Origin of the sequence: Paraburkholderia terrae (assembly GCF_002902925.1) — a bacterium.
Lineage (GTDB): Bacteria > Pseudomonadota > Gammaproteobacteria > Burkholderiales > Burkholderiaceae > Paraburkholderia > Paraburkholderia terrae.
Genome location: NZ_CP026112.1, coordinates 2482308 through 2504580 on the forward strand (window position 1 = coordinate 2482308; position 22273 = coordinate 2504580).

General features: G+C 61.6%; 19 protein-coding genes. 7 read left to right on the plus strand and 12 right to left on the minus strand.

Translation table 11 applies throughout. The features are described 5' to 3' along the window. Nucleotides 1–355: 355 nt before the first annotated feature. From C2L65_RS27410 to C2L65_RS27425, 4 genes are read right to left on the minus strand one after another with little or no spacing between them, the layout of a single operon-like run. Nucleotides 356–1423 (minus strand): 2-aminoethylphosphonate aminotransferase, encoded by a 1068-nt coding sequence (locus C2L65_RS27410; protein ID WP_042315209.1) that lies wholly within the window; start codon nucleotides 1421–1423, stop codon nucleotides 356–358. Beyond that, nucleotides 1423–2607, minus strand: a complete 1185-nt coding sequence (gene aepY, locus C2L65_RS27415) for a phosphonopyruvate decarboxylase (protein ID WP_042315210.1) — start codon at nucleotides 2605–2607, stop codon at nucleotides 1423–1425. Before aepY ends, C2L65_RS27410 begins: the two co-directional genes overlap by 1 nt. Then, nucleotides 2604–4313 carry a phosphoenolpyruvate mutase gene (aepX, locus tag C2L65_RS27420; RefSeq protein WP_042315211.1) on the minus strand — a complete coding sequence of 570 codons (1710 nt, stop codon included), beginning with the start codon at nucleotides 4311–4313 and terminating at the stop codon, nucleotides 2604–2606. The genes aepY and aepX overlap by 4 nt, the downstream gene beginning before the upstream one ends. Nucleotides 4314–4338: 25 nt before the next feature. Then, on the minus strand, nucleotides 4339–5109 hold the full coding sequence (locus tag C2L65_RS27425) for a phosphocholine cytidylyltransferase family protein (protein WP_042315214.1): 771 nt from the start codon (nucleotides 5107–5109) through the stop codon (nucleotides 4339–4341). Between the two features lie 272 nt (nucleotides 5110–5381). Here C2L65_RS27425 and C2L65_RS27430 point away from each other — a divergent pair, with 272 nt between their 5' ends. The 3 genes from C2L65_RS27430 to C2L65_RS27440 all read left to right on the plus strand — a co-directional run bounded on the left by C2L65_RS27430 (nucleotide 5382) and on the right by C2L65_RS27440 (nucleotide 10270). Then, nucleotides 5382–6485 carry a molecular chaperone DnaJ gene (locus C2L65_RS27430; protein ID WP_042315215.1) on the plus strand — a complete coding sequence of 368 codons (1104 nt, stop codon included), beginning with the start codon at nucleotides 5382–5384 and terminating at the stop codon, nucleotides 6483–6485. Nucleotides 6486–6699: 214 nt separating this feature from the next. After that, nucleotides 6700–8241 carry a methyl-accepting chemotaxis protein gene (locus C2L65_RS27435; protein WP_042315217.1) on the plus strand — a complete coding sequence of 514 codons (1542 nt, stop codon included), beginning with the start codon at nucleotides 6700–6702 and terminating at the stop codon, nucleotides 8239–8241. Between the two features lie 280 nt (nucleotides 8242–8521). Next, nucleotides 8522–10270: a peptidoglycan D,D-transpeptidase FtsI family protein gene (locus C2L65_RS27440; RefSeq protein WP_042315220.1), complete on the plus strand. Its 1749-nt coding sequence runs from the start codon at nucleotides 8522–8524 to the stop codon at nucleotides 10268–10270. Nucleotides 10271–10279: 9 nt separating this feature from the next. Here the strand turns inward: C2L65_RS27440 and C2L65_RS27445 are convergent, their stop codons facing one another. The 3 genes from C2L65_RS27445 to C2L65_RS27460 form a co-directional block, all read right to left on the minus strand. Beyond that, on the minus strand, nucleotides 10280–11923 hold the full coding sequence (locus C2L65_RS27445) for a tetratricopeptide repeat protein (RefSeq protein ID WP_427910171.1): 1644 nt from the start codon (nucleotides 11921–11923) through the stop codon (nucleotides 10280–10282). A gap of 542 nt (nucleotides 11924–12465) precedes the next feature. Next, nucleotides 12466–13098, minus strand: coding sequence for a type VI secretion system amidase effector protein Tae4 (locus C2L65_RS27455; protein ID WP_042315223.1), 633 nt, complete (start codon nucleotides 13096–13098; stop codon nucleotides 12466–12468). Then, nucleotides 13098–13568 carry a PAAR domain-containing protein gene (locus C2L65_RS27460; RefSeq protein ID WP_156132406.1) on the minus strand — a complete coding sequence of 157 codons (471 nt, stop codon included), beginning with the start codon at nucleotides 13566–13568 and terminating at the stop codon, nucleotides 13098–13100. Before C2L65_RS27460 ends, C2L65_RS27455 begins: the two co-directional genes overlap by 1 nt. Before the next feature lie 371 nt (nucleotides 13569–13939). On the opposite strand from C2L65_RS27460, the gene C2L65_RS27465 reads away from it, so the two are divergent. Beyond that, nucleotides 13940–14143: a M30 family zinc metallopeptidase gene (locus tag C2L65_RS27465; RefSeq protein WP_103254603.1), complete on the plus strand. Its 204-nt coding sequence runs from the start codon at nucleotides 13940–13942 to the stop codon at nucleotides 14141–14143. A gap of 160 nt (nucleotides 14144–14303) precedes the next feature. Further along, entirely contained in the window at nucleotides 14304–14558 is a 255-nt protein-coding gene (locus tag C2L65_RS27470; RefSeq protein WP_007581331.1) for a DUF2866 domain-containing protein, read from the plus strand. 72 nt (nucleotides 14559–14630) lie between these two features. Here the strand turns inward: C2L65_RS27470 and C2L65_RS27475 are convergent, their stop codons facing one another. Together C2L65_RS27475 and C2L65_RS27480 are read right to left on the minus strand one after the other, a co-directional pair. Then, nucleotides 14631–14873 (minus strand): hypothetical protein, encoded by a 243-nt coding sequence (locus tag C2L65_RS27475; RefSeq protein WP_042315245.1) that lies wholly within the window; start codon nucleotides 14871–14873, stop codon nucleotides 14631–14633. 81 nt (nucleotides 14874–14954) lie between these two features. Continuing rightward, nucleotides 14955–15485: a lecithin retinol acyltransferase family protein gene (locus C2L65_RS27480; RefSeq protein WP_042315226.1), complete on the minus strand. Its 531-nt coding sequence runs from the start codon at nucleotides 15483–15485 to the stop codon at nucleotides 14955–14957. Between the two features lie 451 nt (nucleotides 15486–15936). On the opposite strand from C2L65_RS27480, the gene C2L65_RS27485 reads away from it, so the two are divergent. Both C2L65_RS27485 and C2L65_RS27490 read left to right on the plus strand, forming a co-directional pair. After that, nucleotides 15937–16221, plus strand: coding sequence for a hypothetical protein (locus C2L65_RS27485; RefSeq protein WP_042315227.1), 285 nt, complete (start codon nucleotides 15937–15939; stop codon nucleotides 16219–16221). Between the two features lie 5 nt (nucleotides 16222–16226). Next, nucleotides 16227–16997 (plus strand): PP2C family protein-serine/threonine phosphatase, encoded by a 771-nt coding sequence (locus C2L65_RS27490; RefSeq protein WP_042315229.1) that lies wholly within the window; start codon nucleotides 16227–16229, stop codon nucleotides 16995–16997. A 21-nt stretch (nucleotides 16998–17018) separates the two neighbouring features. Here C2L65_RS27490 and C2L65_RS27495 read toward each other — a convergent pair whose 3' ends face one another. Genes C2L65_RS27495 through C2L65_RS27505 form a run of 3 tightly spaced genes read right to left on the minus strand, consistent with a single transcriptional unit; the run spans nucleotide 17019 to nucleotide 22211 of the window. Next, nucleotides 17019–18371 (minus strand): sigma-54 interaction domain-containing protein, encoded by a 1353-nt coding sequence (locus C2L65_RS27495; protein ID WP_042315230.1) that lies wholly within the window; start codon nucleotides 18369–18371, stop codon nucleotides 17019–17021. Beyond that, nucleotides 18368–21424, minus strand: coding sequence for a peptidase domain-containing ABC transporter (locus tag C2L65_RS27500; protein WP_042315232.1), 3057 nt, complete (start codon nucleotides 21422–21424; stop codon nucleotides 18368–18370). The genes C2L65_RS27495 and C2L65_RS27500 overlap by 4 nt, the downstream gene beginning before the upstream one ends. Before the next feature lie 34 nt (nucleotides 21425–21458). Beyond that, nucleotides 21459–22211: a peptidylprolyl isomerase gene (locus C2L65_RS27505; RefSeq protein WP_042315233.1), complete on the minus strand. Its 753-nt coding sequence runs from the start codon at nucleotides 22209–22211 to the stop codon at nucleotides 21459–21461. Between the last annotated feature and the right edge of the window lie 62 nt (nucleotides 22212–22273).

Below are 22273 nucleotides of genomic sequence, written 5' to 3' on the forward strand. Positions count from 1 at the left end.
CGCAGCGCAAGAGCGCTGGCAACGAACAAGGGTCACGTGATCGCCGTGTGAAGCGTAAGACCCGTTGGGGGCCCTCAGGCAAACACAAGAATTAGCGGTGTTAGCCGCTTTCTTTTGCCTACTTTTCTTTGCGGCGGCAAAGAAAAGTAGGTGCCGCCCCGCACAGGGGCGACGCTTGAAGCACGCTAACGTAATCGCGGATGCCAGCGCAAAACCAAAACAAGCCACCCAGCGTCGCAGACAACCAACAGTAGGTGCCACCCGCACAGGGGCGACGCCTGAAGCAAGCTAACAAAACGCGGATGCCAGAACAAACACAAGCAAACCAAACTACGCCGCAAAGGCAAAAAAAGCGCTACCGCATCAACTCATCAAAACTCACGAGCAGCCGCTCAATATCGGCAGAGTGAATATTGCCCATAGTGGAAATCCGGAAAAGCTCTTTAGACAGCCCACCCTGCCCGGCATAGATCACAAAGCCGCGCGCTTTAAGCGCATCATGCAACCGCTCATAAGAGACGCCGTCCGGCAGCTTATAAGCCCTCAGCACGACAGAAGACTCATCCGCCGGCAGAGCACTCCCAATGCCACGCGCCAAAAGCCCCTCACGAGCCTGCTCGGCCAGAGCCAGATACCGAGCATGCCGCGCGCGCCAACCGCCTTCCTCATCAAGCTCACGCAGCGCCTCCACAAGCGCATAGTAAGCATGAACAGAAGGCGTAAACGGCGTATTCCGCTGATCCTGCAAACTGGCAAGCCGCACAAGCCCGAGATAATACGTCCGGCTCGCAGCAGCCGCTAAAGCATCCCGTCTCACGATAACAAAAGCGGCACCCGGCACGCCATGCAGACACTTGTTCGCCGTCGCCGCAACAGCCGCAATCGTGCCCTCAGCGAAGTCGATCTCTTCAGCGCCAAAGCTGCTCACACCATCAACCAGCATCTTCACATTGCGCTCGCGGCAAACCGCTGCCAGCGCCTTGAGATCATTCAACCGCCCGGTCGTCGTCTCATGATGAATCACGGCAACATGCGTAATCGCCTTATCGGCATCGAGCGCAGCCGCGATACGCGCCAGATCAGGCGCCTGCATCCACTCATGCTTCACGATGCTATGCGCAATGCGATACTGCGCCGCGATCTGCGAAATACGCTCGCCATACACGCCATTCTCGACGATCAGCAGCTTGCCATTCTCCGGCACAAGCGCCGCGATCATGCTCTCGACAGCCGCCGTCCCCGAGCCCGTCATCAGCACGGCGCTCCATTGTGCGGGATCAAGCTCGTACAGCTTGACCAGACGCGCGCGCGCTTCGTCCTGCAAGTCGAAAAACTCGCTCTCGCGATGGCACAAGTCCGTTTGCAGCAGGCTATTACGCACACGCTCGGTCAGCGTGACGGGGCCTGGATTCATCAGCAGCATCAACGTGCTCCTTCGTTCGTGCCGGCAGTGGCGATGTGGCGCATCAGGCGCGTCTTCACATCGGGCGGCGTAATGGTCGGGCGCGGCAAGCCGTCGGGCGTGCCACGGCGGATCGCGACGCGCACGAAGCGCGGGCCGTCAAGCAGCGGCGACGCGAACAGTTCGTCGATCAGGCCCACGTCGTCGCCTTCGACAGCGGACGCATAGCCGCACGCCGCCGCAACACCCGCGAACGACACCTGCGGCGAAACCGTCGACTGACCACCCGTCGAATCGTGCGCGCCGTTGTCGAGCAGAATGTGCGTGAGATTCGACGGACCATACGCGCCAAGCGTCGCAAACACGCCCATGCGCATCAGCGCCGCGCCGTCGCCGTCGAGCGCGACCACGTGCAGGTCCGGCCGCGTCAGCGCAAGACCCAGCGCGAACGGCGTAATACAGCCCATCGAGCCGACCATGTACAACTGGTTCGGCCGGTCGTCGATTGCGTAAAGCTCGCGGCCGCAAAATCCCGTCGATGCCAGCACGACCGTCGAGTTCACCGGCGTATGAGCAATCACGCGCTGCAAGGCTTCATTACGCGTCGGCAAGGCGTCGGCGGCGACCGCACGCGAAACATCACGCGCAGCGCGCACTTCGCGCTTTGTCGCGCGGCCCGAGTCCTTCAGTTCGTATGGCGCGACGCTGCCCTTCTGCATCACGAGCGCATACGGGCGGCCCGTCGCGTCCATGTGCGCAATCGCGCGGTCCAGCGCGGGGCCGATCGCTTCCGCTTCCGTCGGAAACGTCTCCCACGGAATCTCCATCGTGTCGAGCATCGCCGGCGTGATGGGGCCCATCAATTGATGCTGCGGTTCGTCCGCGACGCCGGGCTGGCCGCGCCACGTCACGATCAGCAGTTGCGGCAAACGGAACGTCCACGTCAGCGACGTCAGCGGGCTCACCGCATTGCCGAGCCCCGAGTTCTGCATCATCGTCACGCCGCGCCGACCATGCTGCGCACCGAGCGTTACGCCCGCGATGAACGCGACCGCATCACCTTCGTTCGCCGCCGATACGTAATGCAGCTTCGAATCCTGCAGCACGTAGTTGATGAACGGCGTCAGATACGAGCACGGCACGCCCGCATACCAGTCGAAGCCGCGCTCGCGCGCCGCCTCGACGAACTGTGCTGCCTCGATCATTGCGCCGCGCCTCCCGCTGCCTCGCTCTTCGCGAGCGGCGTTGCTTCGTGCGCGAAGTCGCCCGCGCGACGGAAGTCTTCGAGGTCGTTCACACCGCGCCAGTGGCCATGCACGTATTGCACTTCGATTTCTTCACCGGCTTCGATCAGCGCATTCAACAGTGCAGGCATGTCGAGCGAATCGAAATCGGGGCGCGCGCGCAGCGTGTTCATCACCGCCTGCAGACGCTCGCGGCCCGCGCCGCGCACGTTCAGCAGACCGATCCAGCGGCCATTCGGCACTTCGCCCTTCACGTCGGCTTCGTTGTTCGCCACGCGGCGCAGCAGCACCTTGTTGCCGAACAGGCCGCGATCGTCGGCGGCCGAGCACCACGCGAAATCGCGCACGCTCTGGTTCGTCGCGCCCGCTTCGGCAACTGTCGTCGAATCGACGACCACGCTGAACAGCGCTTCGCTGTCCACCAGATCGCGCACGATGTAGCTGCGGAACAGCAGGTCGCCGTACGAGATCACCGTGTCGTTCTGCAAGCCGTCGACGGCGCACGCGAGCGACGCCAGTTCGCCCGTCTGTTCGTGGCGCTCGTTGACGACTAGCTTGATGCCCGCCGTGTCGATCGCGTCGGCGCGATAGCCGCCCACGACCGTGATGTCGTTGACGCCCTGCTTCTTGAATGCGTCGACGAGCCAGCGCAGCAGCGGCTTGCCCGCGATCGGCAGCATGACCTTCGGACGATCCGTCGTCACGGCTTCGAGACCCTTGCCGCGGCTCGCGGCAAGCACGACAGCCGAACCGGCCACGCGCGACGACGACAGATAGCGCTCTTCCGCTACCGAGTACTCGTCGGCATCCTGCAAACGGAAGATTTCGTTGACGGTCGCAATGCGGTCTTCGACGTTGACGAGCGTCTGGCTCTCGTAGATTTCCTTGACGACAGCCTGCATCGCGGACGTCGCCGCACGAATCTGATGGTTCGCCCAGATCACCGTACTGATGCCCGCCTTGCGGAACACTTCCGTCGGCGTGCTGTAGTACTTGGTCGGCACGATCACGAGCGGACCGCGGCCTGCCCATTCGCGCGCGAACTCGAGGATCTCATCGGGACGCGACAGCTTGCTGTGAATCAGGATCGCGTCCGCGCCCGCCTGGCGATACGCCTCGGCGCGCTTCAACGCTTCGTCCATGCCCCAGCCCGCGATCAACGCTTCGACGCGCGCGACGATCGAGAAATGCTCGTCCGTCTGCGAGTCCTTGCCCGCCTTGATCTTGCCGCAGAACTCGTCGATATCGGCGAGCGGCTGCGCTTCGCCCTTGATGAAGCTGTTGGTCTTCGGGAACACCTTGTCTTCGATGCAAACGCCCGCAATACCGCGCTGCTCCAGCTTGCGCACGAGGCGGCGCACGTTGTTGAAGTTGCCGTAGCCGGTGTCGCCGTCGAGCAGAATGGGCAGGTCGCTTGCGTCGGCCATGAATTCGAGCGTATCGACAACTTGCGTCCAGCTTGCTTCGTTGTTGTCGCGCACACCATATTGCGCGGAGATCGCGAGGCCCGAGCCCCAGATGCCCTTGAAGCCGGCTTCGCGCGCAATGCGTGCGGAGATGCCGTTGTGCGCTTCCATCAGGAATTCGAGCTCGTTGCTGGTGAGCATCTGGCGCAGGCGTGCGCTGCGCGACAGAGTAGAAACGAAAGAGGGTTCGCGTGCGTTCATTGTTTGGCTCCTAGGTCGGCCCGAGTTAGCGCTTCAGCGCTTCTTGCAAAGCCGGCCGCTGCAGTTGCGGCAGGACTTCTTTAGTTGCTCGCGCAACGTCGTTGGGAAAATCGATTTCAATCCAGGGCAGGCTGGTGACATCGGCCGTATCGAATGCATGGCTGCGTTCGAGCAGCAGGTCGCGCACGGCCTCCTCATGCGGCAGGTTCGCGCGGCCGCTATCGACGTAGCCCGCCACGATCTCCGCGAAGCGCCGCGCAGCGGCCTCGGTGAAGCGGAAAAAGCCGACCGATTCGCCGATCGTGTCGTAGTCGAGGCCGACGGCCAGTTGCTTGCGCAACTCGATGGGCACGCCCTGTTTCAGGCACAGCTTGACGGGTTCGTCGCCCGCTTCGAAGTCTCGGTCGATCAGCAGGCGATTCGCGTGCTCGCCCGCCACGAGCGCGGCCAGCATGCGCTCGTCGTACAGCACGTCGGCGTCCATCAGCAGCACGTCGCCGCCGCGCGTGAGGGCATCGGCGACGGTGTGTACGGTCAGCACACTGCCCAGATCGAAACGCGGATTGAGCTTGATCTCGGGCACCTTGCGGCCGGCGCGCGTCAGTTCGGCCTCGACCTGTTCCGGCTGGAAGCCGAGCGCGAGGACGACCTCATCGACGCCGACGGCTTCGAGCATCTGCAAATGACGCTCCAGCAGCGAGACGCCGTCAAAGCGCAACAGACATTTTGGAAACTGCTCCCCCGGCGGTTGCTGGAGTCGCAAGCCGAGGCCTGCGGCAAGAATGATCGCTCGCATTCGATTTCCAGGGAAAGGATGAATGGTTTATTGGCTCTTTTAATCGGGCATTCGAAATGGCTTCCGCGCTGCGCGCGAAGGCGTCCCGGCGAGCCAAAAATGGCGACTATATCGGAATTGAGAACGGATTGCAGACCAGCCGCGCCGCTTTTGGCAATTGATGGAATTAGTTTGAAAAATGTGGTGATTTTGTTTGAAAAGGAGGCAGATTCGTCTGATTCCGACGATGACACGGTATGCTGCATTTTCAGTAAATGGGAGGCACGGGTTTTATGAGCAAAGCAGCGGGCCGGTCTGTGACCATTGCGCCGGAAAAGCAACAGGCGCATCGATCGAAAGGCCAGAGGTACTTCAATTCACTCGTCAAGCAGATCGAAAATCGGCGTGGCTGGCTCGCGCAGTGGGAAGCCTTTACGCCCGTTTTCCAGAAGCGGTATGTCGATGAGCTGATCCCGCTGAAGCAGGCTTCGATGGATGCGCAGGTGAAGCTCGTGTACCGCCTCGACGCGTTGCATGGCGACAAAAACTTCAATGCCATCGAGCGCAGCATGATCTCGCAACTGATCCGCGAACTGACGCAACAGCTGATCGGCGCGCACGGCGACCCCATGCTGAAGCCGATTCACGACCGGCATGTCGATACGACGTCCGACAGGCAAGCAGAAATCGACGTCGAAGGCATGAAAGCGATGATGCGAGAAATGCTCGGCGACGAATTCGCTGAGGACCTCGATACGAGCTCGCCAGAAGAGTTCTTGAAGCACGCGTCAGAGAAGTTCGACGAACTGCGTGCCCACGCCGACGCAAAAGCACGGGCTCGCGAAGAGCGCCGCGCAAAGCGCAAGAAGACGCCAAAACAGCTTGCCGCCGAAGCACGCAAGGAAGCGGCGCAAGCAGAAATCAGCCAGTCGGTGCGCGAGGTCTATCGCAAGCTGGCGAGCGCGCTGCATCCCGATCGCGAACCCGACGCTGAGGAACGCACCCGCAAAACCACGCTGATGCAGCGGGTCAACGAAGCGTACGCGAAACGCAATCTTCTGCAATTGCTCGAGTTGCAACTGGAACTCGAACATATCGATCAGAAAACCATCGACGGCATCAGCGAAGAAAGACTCAACCACTACAACAGCGTGTTGAGAGAGCAATTGGGTGAACTCGACCGCGAACTCTCGGACATAGGCGACCGGTTCCGAGGAACTTACGGCTTTCCGTACGGCCCTCTCACGATACCTGAACGCGCCATGCAGGATCTCGACGCTGAACTCGAACACCGTCAGCACATGGTGCGCGAAATCGAAAAAGATCTGCACACGTTCGACGACATCAAGAAAACGAAAACCTGGCTGAAAGCGCTCAAACGCGACCGGCCCTTCTGATCCCGCGCAACGCCTGCCTCATGCCGGGCGCGCTCGCGCCCGTCCTCTCGTCATACCAATACACGCCGTGCTCATTAGGGGTTTCCCCGCCTGCTGCAACCGTTTGCGGCGGTCGTAAACCCTGTCAGGCATCGCCTGTATCTGCCGCCATCGATCCCGCAAAAACCCGAAGACCGCCACACGCAACCCCCAGCCGCTGCAAGCCAAACACACCATGACCCTGAACAAGAAACTCGCCTCGATGATCGCGATCCTGTGGATCGGCCTCGTTCTCATCGGCGCGTTCGGCGCGTGGCAAAGCCGCTCGTCGATGATTGCCGACCGCCGCGATCAGCTGACATCGCTCGTCGAGCAGGCCAATTCGATCGTCAACCGCTACTACACGCTGTCGCAGCAGCACGCGATGAGCGAAGCCGACGCGAAGAAGCAGGCGCTCGACACGCTGTCCGCGCTGCGGTACGGCACCGACGGCTATCTGTCCGTCAACGATTCGCAGCCCGTCATGCTGATGCACCCGTTCAAACCGGCGCTGGTCGGCAAGAACCTGTCGGGCTTCACGGACCCGGCGGGCAATCATCTGTTCGTCGATATCGTCAACGCGGCGAACCAGGGCAAAGGTGGCTTCGTCGACTACCTGTGGTCGAAGCCGGGCAGCGACACGCCCGTCCCGAAGACCAGCTACGCGACGCGCTTCACGCCGTGGGACTGGGTGCTCGTCACCGGGATGTACATGGACGACGTGCAGAAAGCCTTCTACGTCGATCTCGGGCGCTGGCTCGTCATCACCTTCGTGTTGGGCGGCATCGCGACACTCGTGATGGTGCTCGTGCTGCGCAGCGTGAAGCGCACGCTCGGCGGCGACCTCGAAGTGGCTGTCGAAGCCACCCAACGGATCGCGCGCGGCGACCTCGCGACACCCGTGCCGCTCGCGCACAACGACCGCGCGAGCCTGCTGCACGCGCTGCACACGATGCAACGCGGCCTCGTCGATACCGTCTCGCGCGTGCGCGCCGGCACCGAGAACATCAACATCGGCGCAAGCGAAATCGCCGCCGGCAACACCGATCTGTCGCAACGCACGGAAGAACAGGCGGCCGCGCTCGTGCAGACGGCATCGAGCATGGACGAGATGACGTCGAACGTGAAACAGAACGCCGAAAGCGCCGCGACGGCCGCCGGGCTCGCAAGCGAAGCCGCCGACATCGCCAAGCGCGGCAGCCGGGTGGTCGACGACGTGGTCCGCACGATGGGCGACATCACGAGCAGCTCGAAGCAGATCGGCGACATCATCGGCGTGATCGACGGCATCGCGTTCCAGACCAACATCCTCGCGCTGAATGCCGCCGTCGAAGCGGCGCGCGCGGGCGAACAGGGCCGCGGATTCGCGGTCGTCGCAGCGGAAGTGCGCAGCCTCGCGCAGCGCTCGGCAACGGCGGCGAAGGAAATCAAGGCGTTGATCGAAACGTCGACGGGCAGCGTCGAGGAAGGCGCAGCGCTCGTCGCGAACGCCGGTTCGACGATGGGCGAGATCGTCGCCTCCGTGCGCCGCGTGAACGAGATTCTCGAGGAAATCAGCCATGCGTCGCGCGAGCAGAGCGCGGGCATCGAGCAGGTGAACCGCGCCGTCGGCGAAATGGATCAGGTCACGCAGCAGAACGCGGCGCTCGTCGAACAGGCAGCCGCAGCCGCGCATTCGCTGAAAGACCAGGTCGGCGGACTGCGCGAGGCAATTTCGAGCTTCTCCCTGCCCGCCTGATCGCGCGCGGCCCCGCGCGGCAAAAATAAAAAGAAGGCGCTCATCGAGCGCCTCGTTAACACGCCGCGTCGGAGACGACGCATTAGTTGAACGGGCGACGGCGACGGCTTTTTCAACGCGACCCTGCGGGCTGCGTGCGCCGGACCACATTCGACACGCCCACTCAACACCGCCCGCCACGCAAAAACCTTACGCGAAGCTCGCACAGATATTACGTTCTTATTACAATCTGATCCACACTCACTGTGGACCGGTTGTCAGAACGGCCGGCTTCGCCCTCATGATCCGCAAGAAAAATCACGATCCGTACGCGCCCGTCGCGAAGAATCCCGTCCTCGTCGCGCGTCTGCCGATGTGGCGCTCGAAGCTGATCGTGATCCTCGTGTTCGCGGCGTTCGCTGCGCTGATCGGCCGCGCGTTCTGGGTGCAGATCGTCAATCAGGACTTCTACGTCGAACAGGGGCAAAAGCGCTATCAGCGCACCATCGAGCTCGACGCGACGCGCGGGCGGATCGTCGACCGCAATGGCGCGATGCTGGCCGTCAGTCTCGCCACTTACGAAATCTGGGCATCGCCGAAGCTGCTCGGCGATGCCGCGTATCCGCCACTGGCGAAGCTCCTCGACATGCCGCTTGCCGAACTCACGCACCGCGTATCAGGCGACAAGAGCTTCGTGCTGCTCAAGCGCCAGGTCGATGCGGAAACGGCCACGCATATCGACAAGCTCAACCTCGCGGGCATCACGCGCATTGCGGATTCGAAGCGCTTTTATCCCGAGGGCGAATCGGCGGCGCACGTGGTCGGCTTCACCGACATCGAGGACAACGGCCAGGAAGGCATCGAGCTCGCCGCCAACGACCTCCTCACGGGCGAACCGGGCGAGCGCGAGGTGATCCGCGACCGGCTGGGCCGCGTGGTGTTGGACACGCGCCCGCTCACGCCGGCGCAACACGGCGCGACCGTGCATCTGACCGTCGACCGCCGCATCCAGCAGCTCGCGTACGCGCAACTCAAGGCAGCCGTCGCGAAGCACAGCGCGCAGGCGGGCAGCGTCGTCGTGCTCGATGCGCGCAACGGCGAGATTCTCGCGCTCGCAAACTACCCGAGCTTCGACCCGAACGACCGCTCGCGGCTCACGGGCCGCGAGTTGCGCAACCGCGCGGTGGTCGATACGTTCGAGCCGGGCTCGACGATCAAGCCGCTGGTCGTCGCGCTGTCGCTCGATCGCGGGCTGGTGCGGCCCGGCACGATGATCGACACGGCGCCCGGCTGGTACAAGATCGGCCCGAGCGTGATCCACGACACGTCGAACCATGGACGCATGACGATTGCGGAAGCGTTGCAGAAGTCGAGCAATATCGCGCTCGCCAAACTCGCGCTGAACCTGCCCGCCGAAACCATCTGGAACAAGTATCAGGAGTACGGACTGGGCCGCGCGCCGGAGCTGACGTTTCCGGGCGTCGCGGCGGGCCGCGTGCGTCCGTTCGCGCGCTGGCGGCCCATCGAGCAGGCGACGATGGCCTACGGCTACGGCCTGTCGGCGTCGCTGCTGCAGATCGCGCAGGTGTACACGGCGTATGCGGGCGACGGCACGCTGCACCCCGCCACGCTGTTGATCGATCCCACGCGCGCCGCGTCGGACGGCCAGCGCGTGACGACGCCGGCCACGGCCGCCGCGATCCGCTCGATGCTCGAAATGGCGACGAGCGAAGGCGGCACGGGCCGCGCGGCGAATGTCGACGGTTACCGGATTGGTGGCAAGACGGGCACGGCGCGCAAGCAGGTCGGCGCGGGGTATGCGAAGGGCCGCTACCGGTCGCTGTTCGTCGGCATGGCGCCGATGAGCGATCCGCGCCTGGTCGTTGCCGTGATGATCGACGATCCTGCGGGACGCGCGTTCTATGGCGGCACGGTGGCCGGTCCGGTATTCAGCGCGGTGACGGGCGGCTCGTTGCAGCTGCTCGGCGTGCCGCCCGATGCGCCTGTGAATACCCCTGCTTCGGAAGTGGCGCACGCGCCCGGCGTGTAGCGCGGCAACTCATGCGCTGAGCTTTGCCAGCGCGTGCAGATCGCGCGCGACGTCGTCCAGCACCGGCTGCCATTGCGCGAACTGGCGTTGTCTATAAAGCGTGGCCGTCGGATACCACGGGCTGTCGCGCCTGTCGATCATCCAAGTCCAGTACGGATTCACGTCGAGCAGGACCCACGTGTGCTGACCGAGCGCGCCCGCCAGATGCGCCGCCGACGTACACACGCTGATCACCAGATCGAGTTCGCTGACGAACGCGGCCGTATCGTCGAAGCTGCGCCATTCGTGCGTGAAGTCTTGCATTGGCAGGCCCGCTGCACGAGCCGCTTCGACGTCGGCCGTTGCGCCGGGCTGCAGCGAATAAAACGCCACGCCGTCGATTTCGCGAAACGCCTGCGCATAGCGCTGCGCGCCGACGCGTCGAAAACGGTTGCGTCCGTGATTCAGACTGCCCGTCCACGCAAGCCCGACCTTCAGGCGCTTTTCACCGGCGAGTCGCGCGCGCCATGCGTCGCGCAAATCTGCGTCCGCGCGCAGGTAGGGCACCACGGGCGGAATCGATTCGATGCGCGTACCCAACATCAGCGGCGCGCTGACGAGCGGCAATTCGAAGTCGAACGGCGGCAGGGCTTCGACTTCACGCGCAGCGGAATACGCATCGACATGTTCGCCGAAGCTGCGCGGCAACAGCGCGCCCATCTGCCCAAACGAATTCCACACGATACGCCCGCCCTCGCGATGCACGCGCTGCGCGAGCAGCGGCATGAAGCGGCAAAACTGCAGCACGTCGCCCATGCCCTGCTCGCCCCACACGAGCAAAGTCTTACCCTTGAGCGATTCGCCGCGCCATTGCGGCCTGCCGAATGGCGGACGGCCGTTCGTCAGCATGCTGGCGGGATCGTTCCAGCGCGCTTCGTGCGCGAGCCAGCCTTCGGCATAGTTGCCGCGCAGCAGGTGCAGCACGCCAAGCCCTGTGCGCATCGATGCGTTGTCGGGCGCGAGTTCGCATGCTGTCGCCGCATGCGTCAGCGCGTCGTCCCAACGTTGCGCTTCCTTTAGCGCCTGCGCGAGGTTGCTATGCGCCACGGCGCTGTTCGGATCGATCTCGACGGCGCGCCTCGCCGCCGCAAGCGCACCGTCGAGATCGAAGCATGCGCGCCGCGCGCTCATCAGGTTGATCCACAGTGCGAAGTCCGATGGGTCCGCTGCGACGGCCGCTTCGAGCAATTGCCGTTCTTCGGCGGGATCGCCGCCTGTGCGGTTCAACGCGATCGCGAGGTTCTTGCGCAATTGCGGAAACGCGGGCTCGATCGCAAGCGCCTGGCGATACGGCGCGAGCGCATCGCGATGCCGGTTCGCCATCTGCAGCGCGTAGCCGAGACGGACGCTCGACGCCGCGCTGTGCGGTTCGAGTTGCGCGACCGTTTCGACGAGCGCGATGGCTTGCGCGATGTCTTGCTGTTCGAGTAGTTCAAGCATCAACCGGTCGATCGATACGCTATCCGTCGGGTGCAGATAACACGCCGCTTCGAGCCACAACGCACGTGCGCGTATATCGCCCTCGGACTGCGCGGCGAGCGCACGGCGAAGGAAGGTCAGAAACGGATCGAAGGTTGGCGGCATAAAGGCGAAGTGACGAGTTGAACGATGCATTGCGTCGGCCGCGCGTGACGCGCCGAGTCAGACATTCTCTGACTAACGGCGCGGCCTGTCGTAAAGAATCGTCAAGTGCTGAAGCGATAGCGACCGATGGATGCGTCGTGCGCGGTCGTTCACGCTTCGTTTAAAGCCCTCGCGATCGGTTGGATCGACAGGAGCGCACTACCTCCAAAACATCGCATCGCCATCGCATTAGCGCGGACTGTTTCAAAACACTCCAAACCGGGGGACGGCATAGGGCGCCACGTAAAACAGAACGACAAGAACAGTCCCAATGCAAAATGCGGACGTCCATCTTCCCATTGTCCAGCGCCGGTAAGCCGTCGCATTAAGGGTCGCGAAAACAATACCGGGTCCAAGCAGCACACTCGCAAGAACAAAAACCGTATGAACTCGCGGGCTGCAATGTTCCATGTCAGAGCAGCCAGATGCCGACGCGTTTGTATGCGTCCAATCGATATGACTGAATGCGTAAAGCAGGAACCATGTCAACATCAGCCCCCACACAAACCCCAGTACCGCGACAGACAACCGCTTCACTGCACCTCCCAAAATAGAATTTTTCTAGATTTCCCGAGGTCCGAGTATATGTTGTCGCTACGTCCTCGAAGCCACGATAATGGATTGGGAATACTGGGCACTCCGACTCGAAAGCGTAGAAAGGATTCTGCAGAAGGGGTAAGGGTATCTCTATTCCACAAATCGATGTGGCCGCCGCTCAGGTCGCTTTGCGAATCACCCTCCTGCCGCCAATAACCATAGAAAAAGATAATTCCTGTGCGCCCGTTGATCTTGCTCTGCCAGTCCAAGCCGGTAATATTCTCTGCGGCTGAAACGCCGGCAAACGGCCGGTTTTGAAGCCATTCTGCTAATTCATAGGCGCGGGTGGCAGTCGCTTTGCCATCGATCAGGATACGACCCAAGGTTGGTTTTCCCGGCATCGGCTTGACCAGCCTCTGTGAGAATGACTTCATGTCGCTGCCAATGCGATGAAATACTACGCTCATGCGAATAGCGCACTGATTGCCATAGTCGCCGCTCGGATCGTCGTATGGATTACCCGTGGGATAAGCAATCCACAACTCTTGAAACGTCAATACCCTCAATTGGACTTCCTTGATCGAACCCGGCGTCCGATTTGTCCTGATAACGGATCTTTGATTTGGCATTATTCGGTTCCTCCCTGCCTTGCAAGCGCTTCATCACCCCAAAAAATGATGTACTCGTCGGCGCCATCGGTCGCGATGCGCGGTAAAACGCGGCTCGAATCAGTGCATCCCATGCGCGACCGCCCGTCCGAAGTCACAATGAAGTATGGGTAACCGCCATTCATGCCGGGCGCGATCGCACGTACCTGCTCGTCAAAAGTTGTGTCGAAAGAAAGTGCCGATGCGATGTCAATCTCAGCGCTGCTCGCAACCGCCGCGTCTCCGTCCGTGTGATAGAAGCAGCCAGGGTTCTGGCCAGCCAAAACCCGGTTTTTCCCGCAAGGGCACAACACGAGATCGCCCTCGATAACACCCGCTCTACCGTGATAGCAGCGCCGCGCTGCCGTGCCGACGATCTTGAACGTGCCTTTACACCTGCCGCATGTCGCCTCGTCGCCATGGAGGGCGAACGGCCTGCCGTGGTCGGTCATGCCGACCGCAGACCCTCCGAGGACAAGCCCACCTGTCGTCGTAGGGTTCCCCTGCACAATGAGCGCCTTACGCATAGAACAGTCCCATAGGCGTTCCGTACCAACAGGGCGAGCACTGCGAGTCAATTGGAATGGCCGCTTTGCTCCGGGGAGCAACGGCCCCGAGTTCAGTTTCGAGGTGACCCGATACGCAAGTGGCGCGTGTGCCTCGCGTTGCAACAAGCAACGCCGTTTCGTTGTTGCTCTTTTCTGACATGAATTCGTCTCCCAAGAATCGGAACGTCACCTAAGCGGTGACTTTCATGAGCGTAACTAGCGCCCCACACAATTCTGTAAAAAGACGTCACGCCTGACCATGCGTTGTGGAGAAGATGTCGGCGATGATGATGGAAGACTGGGCAAGCGGCACGATCGTGCCCGGCTACAACGCGATCCGCGACGCGCGCTTCGTCACGTACATGACGTATGCGGGCCACAGCAGCAACAACTGCGGTCTGACGACGTGGACGCCCTACCGCGGACTGCGAATGCTACGCGGCGACGACATGCCGCCTGGCCCCAGCGAGCCGTTTTGACCGACCGCAAAACATGGCGCCACGAGTCTTAAGTCTCGTTTAATTCTTTCCTGTGAACATGCCGCTCAACATCCCTGTCCCATGCAGGGCTGTTGTGCCGCTCGCCTACCGGCGGCGCTTTTTTATCCACCAGTGGGGCCTCCCCGACCGGAGACACACGATGGTTGAAGACACGGTGTTCGAACATTTACGCGCGCTGCACGGCAACGCGCAGACGCTGACCATCCGCAGCTGCACCGTCTCACCGCCGATGCAGCACCCGTGGGGCCGTTCGTTCCGGCTCGTCGAATGGACCTTCAGGCACGACGTTGAATCCTTCCGGCGCGTCGTGCCTGCCGAGAGCACGCCTCGTCAGATTGCCGAAGCCGTAATGTCGCACGTGCCGGGGCGGCGCTTCTGCCAGCCTGGCGGATAGCTTGCGCGCCGCACAGCGCAAGGCGTTCGATTCGCTTGCCGCGGGCGCTGGACGCCGGGTTGCCGTTTTTCATCACGCAGTCCTCCACGCAGACATCGCCGGCCCTGTTTTGGCGGGCGGAAACACATTCCACGATCCGTCGTCGTGACGGAAAAAGAAGATCGACAGCAGCCCGTTGGGGCGCACCGCCTCGACGCACACGCAGCGGCGATGCATCTGCGTGCGGCAGAAGCGCACCACGCGCGCGGGCATCGCGGGTGTCGGTGCGAGCCATTTGTCGACGGCCCAGTGCAGTGTTTTTCCGGTCGGGCTCATGGTGGTCTCCTTCGCTTTCCTGACTGCTTTTACGGCATTCGACGTTTCGAACTTCAATCGCCGGGGTTCAAATTCCAGTGCTCATACTGCGTTAACAACGGAGCGGCCGATTTTCATCCGGTTACCGACAAAAGCGCTGGCGAGGCACAGCAGCGCATGCATGCCGGTGCGCGGATGCGTGAGGCATGCATGGACCTGTTCGCTGCGGCTTTCGCCGAGCAGGCACCATGCGCAGAAGTGCTCGCAGTTGTTCGTCAGCAGGCGATAGTGGTTTTCGCCGAGGCGCGAACGGGCGCGCAGCACGGTTTGTTCGGCGGTGTACTTCGGGAACGGATGCGGGCGAACGGCGACTGCGTGACCGTCGGCGAAGGCTTCGAGCGCCACTTCTTCGACGGGGCCGCGATGCGCGGACTTCGCGAAACCTGCGTAGTGAATGACCTTGCCGCCACCGACGTAAATGCCGTGATGTTCGTAGCCGCGGCGTTGGGTGATCAGATGGGCACCGAGGGCGGGTTCGTCGCTGGAACCGTCGAGCACCACATCAGCCGATGCGTAAGCAGCCGCGCGGTTTGCACCTTGTTCATTGCGAGATTGTTGGAGGTTGCGGTTCATGGCTTTGCTCTGGGTTCCGGTTCAAAAGGCCAACACTGTTGCCGACTCTTTTGCATCATCCGGACCAGGCTATCTAAGCCATTGATTTATAGATATATTTCAAGCAGACACGTACTTTGAAGGGGGTCTGTGTAGGGTCACACCCAACAGAATTTCGAGCGGTTGTGTTGCGCACACACCATCACTTTCAGGTCCACGCTCCTGCGCATTACGCTGCAAAAATGTGTTGGTTGCCCCGTCTTTCGCAGCGGCGTGCTGTTGGACGACCGCCAACGTCCCGACGCGCTCGCGCGCGACGCGCGCACGCGCGTGTCCGCTCTATTCCGCGCCCAGCAAGGACGCACGAGAAAGCGCACATGCCCGCCGCGCATTGGCACAGCCCTTGCAAGTTATGTCGCAACTTCCTTTGACTTCCGGCCACGCGACGCGGCGGCCATTCTGGAGACACGCCATGGCTTCCATCACCATCAGCGACCTATCGCACAACCTCGCTCTGGATCGCAAGGCGATGTCCGCGATCAGCGGCGGCGGCGGTGCGCCGTGGGTATTCGGCTGGATCACGCCGTACGTGCATGACACGCCGAGCGTCGGACCCGTCGTAAACCTGTACGACATCACGAACAACTTCTATGCTAACCAGATGATCAATCAGTTCCAGACGGTTGATGTGAACAACACGGGCAACAACTCGAACATCACCGTTTCTCCTGACGCACGCAGCACGAACCGGGCTTAGATGCCGTGACCTGTACCAGTCAATTCCGGTGGGCGTCGGCGGCGCGTACGGACACGGGCCGGGTACGCGAGATTAATGAAGACGCCTGTCTCGATCAGCCGCAGCGCGGCCGCTGGGCCGTGGCTGACGGCATGGGCGGACACGACGTCGGCGATCTCGCCAGCCAGCTCGTGGTCGAAACGCTAGGCCAGTTGCCGGCGCAGGCGGGCATCAAGCATTGCATCGCCGAGGCGCGCACGCGTCTGCAGGACGCGAACCGCCAGTTGCGCGACGAAGCGAGCCGCCGGCAGGTGCAGCGCATCGGCACGACCGTCGTCGTGCTGCTCGCGTGCGACCGCTTCTGCGGCTATCTATGGGCGGGCGACAGTCGTATCTATCTGCTGCGGCAAGGGCAATTGCGACAGTTGACGCGCGATCACAGCCAGGTGGAAGCGCTCCGGCAGTCCGGTTATCTGACCGAGGAAGAAGCCCGCCATCATCCCGCGCACAACATCATCACGCGCGCGGTCGGCGCAACCGATCAACTCGAACTCGACGAAGACGCAATCGAAGTCGTGGACGGCGACGTGTTCCTGCTGTGCAGCGACGGCCTCAGCAATGAATTGACCAACGAAGAAATCCAGCAGACGCTCGCGAGCGTCGATTGTCTGCATGCGCCCGGCGAACTCGTCGATATCGCACTCTCTCGCGGCGGCCGCGACAACATCACGGCGGTAGTCGTGCAAGCAGAAGACCCGCAAGCAACCGACAAGACCTTGCTGAACCCATCGCCCTGACAAGTTCCACTAGCCGTTGCTTCAATGCATCTCGGCTTCGTCATCCTCTTCCGTGTCGTCCTTGCGCGCATTCGCCTGCGCATGTGCGCGGCGAAAGTCCTTCGAATGCAGTCCGTGCTTCTTCAGCAGCATCTGAAGATGTGAACGGTTCATGTCGACGCGGCGCGCCAGTTCGGCGACCGTGCCGCCCACTTCCTGCAAGCCGCGTTGCAAGAAAGCCTTTTCGGCTTCGTCGCTGGCGGCGCGCTTCGCATCGCTCAACGACAACAGATTGGTCACGCTCGCCGCGCCGTTCGCGGCCTCGGTCGCTGCGCCGAATATCGACACCGACACGGGTGCCGTGGGCCGCATATCCACCGGCAAATGATCCACATCCGCGATGTCGCCCGCGAGGCACGAGATGCGGTACATCACGTTGCGCAATTCGCGGATATTGCCCGGATACGCATAGGTCAGCAGAAAGTCCCGCAATTTAGGGGTGATTCTCACGGGGCGGCGCTTGAGCGCGCCCGCGGCCTCGTCACCGAAGTACTGGATCAGAAGCGGAATTTCATCGCGCCTTTCGCGCAGCGGCGGCAAGGTCACATGAATGACGCTCAACCGGTAAAAGAGATCTTCGCGGAACGTGCCCTGCTCGCTCAGCTTGCGCAGGTTGCGATTGGTCGCGGCGACGATCCGCGTATCGACGCCGATCGGCTCGTCCGAGCCCACGCGCTGTATTTCATGCGCCTCCAGCACGCGCAGCAGTTTTACCTGCCCCGTCAAAGGCAATTCGCCGATTTCGTCGAGAAAGATCGTCCCCGTATGCGCGCTTTCGAACTTGCCTTTACGGTCGTTCGTCGCGCCCGTGAATGCGCCTTTTCTGTGGCCAAACAGTTCCGACTCCAGCAGGTTCTCCGGAATCGCACCGCAGTTCACGGAGATGAACGGCTTGTCAGAGCGGCTGCCGTTCGCATGGATGACCTTCGCCATCAGCTCCTTGCCCGTGCCGCTTTCGCCGTCGATCAGAACGGGCAGATCGGTCGGCGCCGCTTTCTCCGCGATTTCGAGCGATTCCAGCAGTTTCGGGTTATCGCCGAACGTGCCTTCGAAAATGAAGCTGCGCGCGAGCAACGCCTGCCGCCGCGCGCCACGCGACAGGTCGCCGCGCATCGGCTCGACCACGGCCGCCTGAACGAAGCGCTCCTTGTGCGACATCTGCATGACTTCGTCGCGCAACGAACTCGCCTGTTTCAGGAGCTTTTCGATATCCGCGCGTTCGAGCCGCGACGACCAGCGCAGCGTCGAGCGCAGGATCTCGATCTTCTCGATCAACCCTGCGTAAGAGATGGCGGAGCCGGCTTCGTCAGGCTGCTGGTCAAGTATTTTCATCAGGCGCTCAATTGTTTCTGGACGAGCTGGTAGTACATGCCCTTCCGGTTGACCAGTTCTTCGTGACGCCCCTGCTCGACGATCGCCCCTTCATAGAGCACGAGAATCTTGTCGGCGCGCATGATCGTACTGAGCCGGTGCGCGATGATGACGGCCGTGCGTCCCTTGAGGATTTCCTGCATGTTACCGAGGATATTGCTCTCCGATTGCGTATCGAGTGCGGAAGTCGCCTCGTCGAACACCAGAAGGCGCGGATCGTGATACAGCGCGCGTGCAATGCACAGCCGTTGAATCTGCCCGCCCGACAAACCAATGCCGCGCTCGCCGACCACCTGTTCGTAGCCGAGCGGCAGCTTGGCGATGAACGCGTGCGCGTCGGCCATCTTGGCCACTTCTTCGATGCGCCGGCGATCCGGCGTGTCGTCGCCGCTTGCGATGTTCTCGGCGATCGTGCCGGAAAACAGCAGGTTCGATTGCATGACATAACCGATCTGCGCGCGGAAGAATGCCTTGTCGATCACGCTGATGTCGTATCCGTCGACCGTCATCTTGCCGTCGCTCGGTGCATAAAAACCGACCAGCAGCTTCGCGAGCGTGGTCTTGCCCGAACCGCTGCGCCCGACGATCGCCACCAGTTCGCCCGGCTTGATATCGAAGCTGATGTTCTCCAGCACATAGGCGCTGTCGTCGTCGCTATAGCGGAAGTAGACGCCGCTCAGGCTGATCTCGCCTTGCAGGTCGGGCAGCATCACGCGCGACGGCAGGTCCTGGGGCTTCTGCTCGGGTTCGATATCGAGCACGTCGCCCAGACGCTCCATCGCGACGCCCGCGTCGTTGAGCATGCTCCACAAGCTGACGAGTCCCATCAACGGCGTCAGCACACTGCCCATGAAAGCGTTGAACGCAATCAACTGCCCGATCGTCATTTCGCGGGCGAGCACGAGATTCGCGCCGACCCACAGAATCGCAATCGTGGTCGCAGCATTCAGCAACTGGCTGATAAAGCCAATCAAAATGTTGAAAGCGTGAGCGCGGTATTGCACTTCGAGTGCCTTCGCGTATTTCTTTTCCCAGCGCAAGCGCACGGGCCGCTCGATGCCCATCCCCTTCACTGTTTCGACGCCGGACAACGCTTCCATCAGGAACGATTTCGAATCCGTCCCGGCCGCGAACGTGTCGCGCGCGTAGTTTTTGATCTTCGGCGTCGCAATCAACGTGAGTGCCAGGATGGGAATGACGAAGGCGATCAGCACGAATGTCATCTTCGCGTTATAGAAGAACATGATCGCGAAGTAGATGAACACCATCAGCAGATTGAGTGCCGTCGTCACCGTCGATTCGGTGAGGAAGGCGCGTATCGTCTGGTTCTCCTGGAAGCGCGCAAAAATGTCACCCGTCTTGCGCTTGGCAAAGAACGAGAATGGCAGCGACATCGTGTGTCTGAAGAACTGCGACATCATCGCGAAGTCCATGTTGCGTACCATGAAGTTCGACAGGTACGCGCGAACCATCGACATCAATTGCGAGAACACGTTCGAAATGATCAGACCGAGTATCAGCAGATGCAGCAAGCTGACGTTCTGATGCACGATCACGCCGTCGAGGATGTTCTGAATGATCAATGGCGGTATCACGCCCAGCACCTGGATCACGAAGGTCGCGAGGAACAGGTTCATCAAAATCTTTTTATACGGCGTCAGATAGCCAACGAAGCGCAGCCACGGCGAGCGCGACGCGGACAGCTGAACGAGATTCGGCCCCGGCGTAAACAGCAGGCAGGTGCCGCTCCAGCCGCGCTCGAAGTCTTCGAGACTCAGCTTGCGGAACCCCAGTGCGGGATCGGCGAGCCATACGCGGTTTTTCGACACGCCGTACACGATGATGTAGTGATAGCCTTCCCAGTGAACGATGAACGGCAGATCGAAGCCGCGCAACGAATCGAACGTACATTGCACGCCGCGCGCCGTGAAGCCGAGCGATTCACCCGCGCGCGCCAGGCTGTCCAGCGTCGCGCCCTGCGTCGTCACGTTCGCGAGTTCGCGCAGCTTGCCGAGTGTCATCGGAATGCCGTAGTGCTTGCAGATCATAGCGAGGCATGCGGCGCCGCAATCCATTTCCTCGGCCTGCTCGACAAGCCCGAAGCGCCGTATCACGCGCTCGCCGAGTTCGGGTTTCGAATGCAGGTCCAGCCGCAAAGGACGCTTGCGCCGCTGCTCGATGCGTTTTTGCCGGTCCAGTTCGCGGTCGGCGTATTTGATGCGCTCGTCGAGCACTTCGCGCAGCTTCGGATTGCGCTCCAGAATGAAATGCACGGTGCGCTCGGGAATCACGAGCAGCCGCGTGTCCGTCGTCGCAATGGCCGATGCCGTCTGCTCCTGTCGCATCAGGCAGGCCTTCTCACCGAAAATTTCGCCTTCGCGCAGCGTCGCGAGCGTGTAGTCGGTGCCGTCCTCATTGCGCACGATGCGCACTTCGCCTTGCCGGACGACATACAGCCGGCGGTCGTCGCGCGCGTCCTGTTTGAGAATCTCCTTGCCCGCGCTGACTTTCTTGACGCCGACGCTGCGCACGTATTCTTCGAGTTCCTGTTTGTTCAGCTTGCCGCGCAAATCGAATAGCTGCGCGACGAAACCGCCCGCCGAGTTGATCGCCACATAACTCGCGACGAACGCCAGCGCCGCCTGATTGCCGGCGATGATCGGCTCCATCGCGGCGCGCGGAATGAACAGCAGCTCGGTCTTCCCCGAAGAGCGTACCGACGATTCATGCGAGTACGCGCGCAGCATCGCAATATCGGCGAATACTTCGCCCGCTTTGCGCACGCCCATGCTGATCTCTTTGCCGTGCTCTTCGGTGAAGATGCGCACCGAGCCGGACTTGATCACACAGATGCCATCGGCGGGATCGCCCGCGTTGCACACCGTTTCGCCAAACGAATAGAAGCGCGATTGCACGTGCTCCGCGAGGCGTTCGAGTTCTTCGCGCGTGAACGGCGACAGAATCTCGACCGTCGAAAGAAAGTCGGCGATGGAAGGCGTGGTTTGCGGTGCATCCATGATGCTTGAGGTCCCCGTCAGCAGTGCGCGTCAATCAGAGTGCTTCGATGATGTGTTCCTGCGCGCGTGTCATCAGCCATTGTTCGCGCAACAGTCGCTTGATTTCCGACGCTACGTCCTCGTCGAGTTGTGCCGGATATTTCGCCGTCACCGCAAAGATCTCAAAGCACGAGCGGTCCAGCGACGCAAACGGCCCGAGCAGATCGCCGACTGCCGCGTTGAAGATCTTCGCCTCGATATCGGGCTTCAGCGATCCGCGCAGTACTTTTCCGATCACGCCGCCCGAGTCTTTCGTATCGGCAATCGAATGCTCGCGCGCCATTTCCGCGAACGCATCGGGATCGTCGCGCAGATACGAGATCATTTCCTTCGCCTTGCCTTCGTCGTCGAGCAGAATATGGCTGACCTCGATGGCATCGAACTTCGGCGAATTCATCGAAAAGTACTCTTCGATCTCGCCTTCGCTACCCACCTTGTCGAGCATCTTCTCCTGATACAGGCTGTCGGTGACGAACGTCTCGAACTCGTCGAGACCGACCTTCAGCGTGTCGAGATACTGGTTCATGTCCGCCGCGCGATGCAGCCCGCGCACACGCCGGAACTGGTCGGCGCGCTCCTGTATCTCGTCGGCGCTCACGGTCACGCCATGCTTCTTCGCGGCGTGTACGGTCAGCTTGTCGCGCACCATCTGCTCGATCAGGCTTTCGAACTGGCCCGTGAGTTTCAGTAGACGTATGAATTCGCCGACATCCACGACTTCATCATCGATTCGTACGATCGCGGTCATCTCGTCCGCTCCTCTAGTGACGGCCCGAACGAACGGGCGGCTGGCGGTTGTACTTTCGGCTA

Coding starts and splice junctions, on each gene's coding strand:
- C2L65_RS27410 (WP_042315209.1), bottom strand. CDS start 1,423: ATGCTGCTGATGAATCCAGGCCCCGTCACGCTGACCGAGCGTGTGCGT.
- aepY (WP_042315210.1), bottom strand. CDS start 2,607: ATGATCGAGGCAGCACAGTTCGTCGAGGCGGCGCGCGAGCGCGGCTTC.
- aepX (WP_042315211.1), bottom strand. CDS start 4,313: ATGAACGCACGCGAACCCTCTTTCGTTTCTACTCTGTCGCGCAGCGCA.
- C2L65_RS27425 (WP_042315214.1), bottom strand. CDS start 5,109: ATGCGAGCGATCATTCTTGCCGCAGGCCTCGGCTTGCGACTCCAGCAA.
- C2L65_RS27430 (WP_042315215.1), top strand. CDS start 5,382: ATGAGCAAAGCAGCGGGCCGGTCTGTGACCATTGCGCCGGAAAAGCAA.
- C2L65_RS27435 (WP_042315217.1), top strand. CDS start 6,700: ATGACCCTGAACAAGAAACTCGCCTCGATGATCGCGATCCTGTGGATC.
- C2L65_RS27440 (WP_042315220.1), top strand. CDS start 8,522: ATGATCCGCAAGAAAAATCACGATCCGTACGCGCCCGTCGCGAAGAAT.
- C2L65_RS27445 (WP_427910171.1), bottom strand. CDS start 11,923: ATGCATCGTTCAACTCGTCACTTCGCCTTTATGCCGCCAACCTTCGAT.
- C2L65_RS27455 (WP_042315223.1), bottom strand. CDS start 13,098: ATGCCAAATCAAAGATCCGTTATCAGGACAAATCGGACGCCGGGTTCG.
- C2L65_RS27460 (WP_156132406.1), bottom strand. CDS start 13,568: ATGACCGACCACGGCAGGCCGTTCGCCCTCCATGGCGACGAGGCGACA.
- C2L65_RS27465 (WP_103254603.1), top strand. CDS start 13,940: ATGTCGGCGATGATGATGGAAGACTGGGCAAGCGGCACGATCGTGCCC.
- C2L65_RS27470 (WP_007581331.1), top strand. CDS start 14,304: ATGGTTGAAGACACGGTGTTCGAACATTTACGCGCGCTGCACGGCAAC.
- C2L65_RS27475 (WP_042315245.1), bottom strand. CDS start 14,873: ATGAGCCCGACCGGAAAAACACTGCACTGGGCCGTCGACAAATGGCTC.
- C2L65_RS27480 (WP_042315226.1), bottom strand. CDS start 15,485: ATGAACCGCAACCTCCAACAATCTCGCAATGAACAAGGTGCAAACCGC.
- C2L65_RS27485 (WP_042315227.1), top strand. CDS start 15,937: ATGGCTTCCATCACCATCAGCGACCTATCGCACAACCTCGCTCTGGAT.
- C2L65_RS27500 (WP_042315232.1), bottom strand. CDS start 21,424: ATGGATGCACCGCAAACCACGCCTTCCATCGCCGACTTTCTTTCGACG.
- C2L65_RS27505 (WP_042315233.1), bottom strand. CDS start 22,211: ATGACCGCGATCGTACGAATCGATGATGAAGTCGTGGATGTCGGCGAA.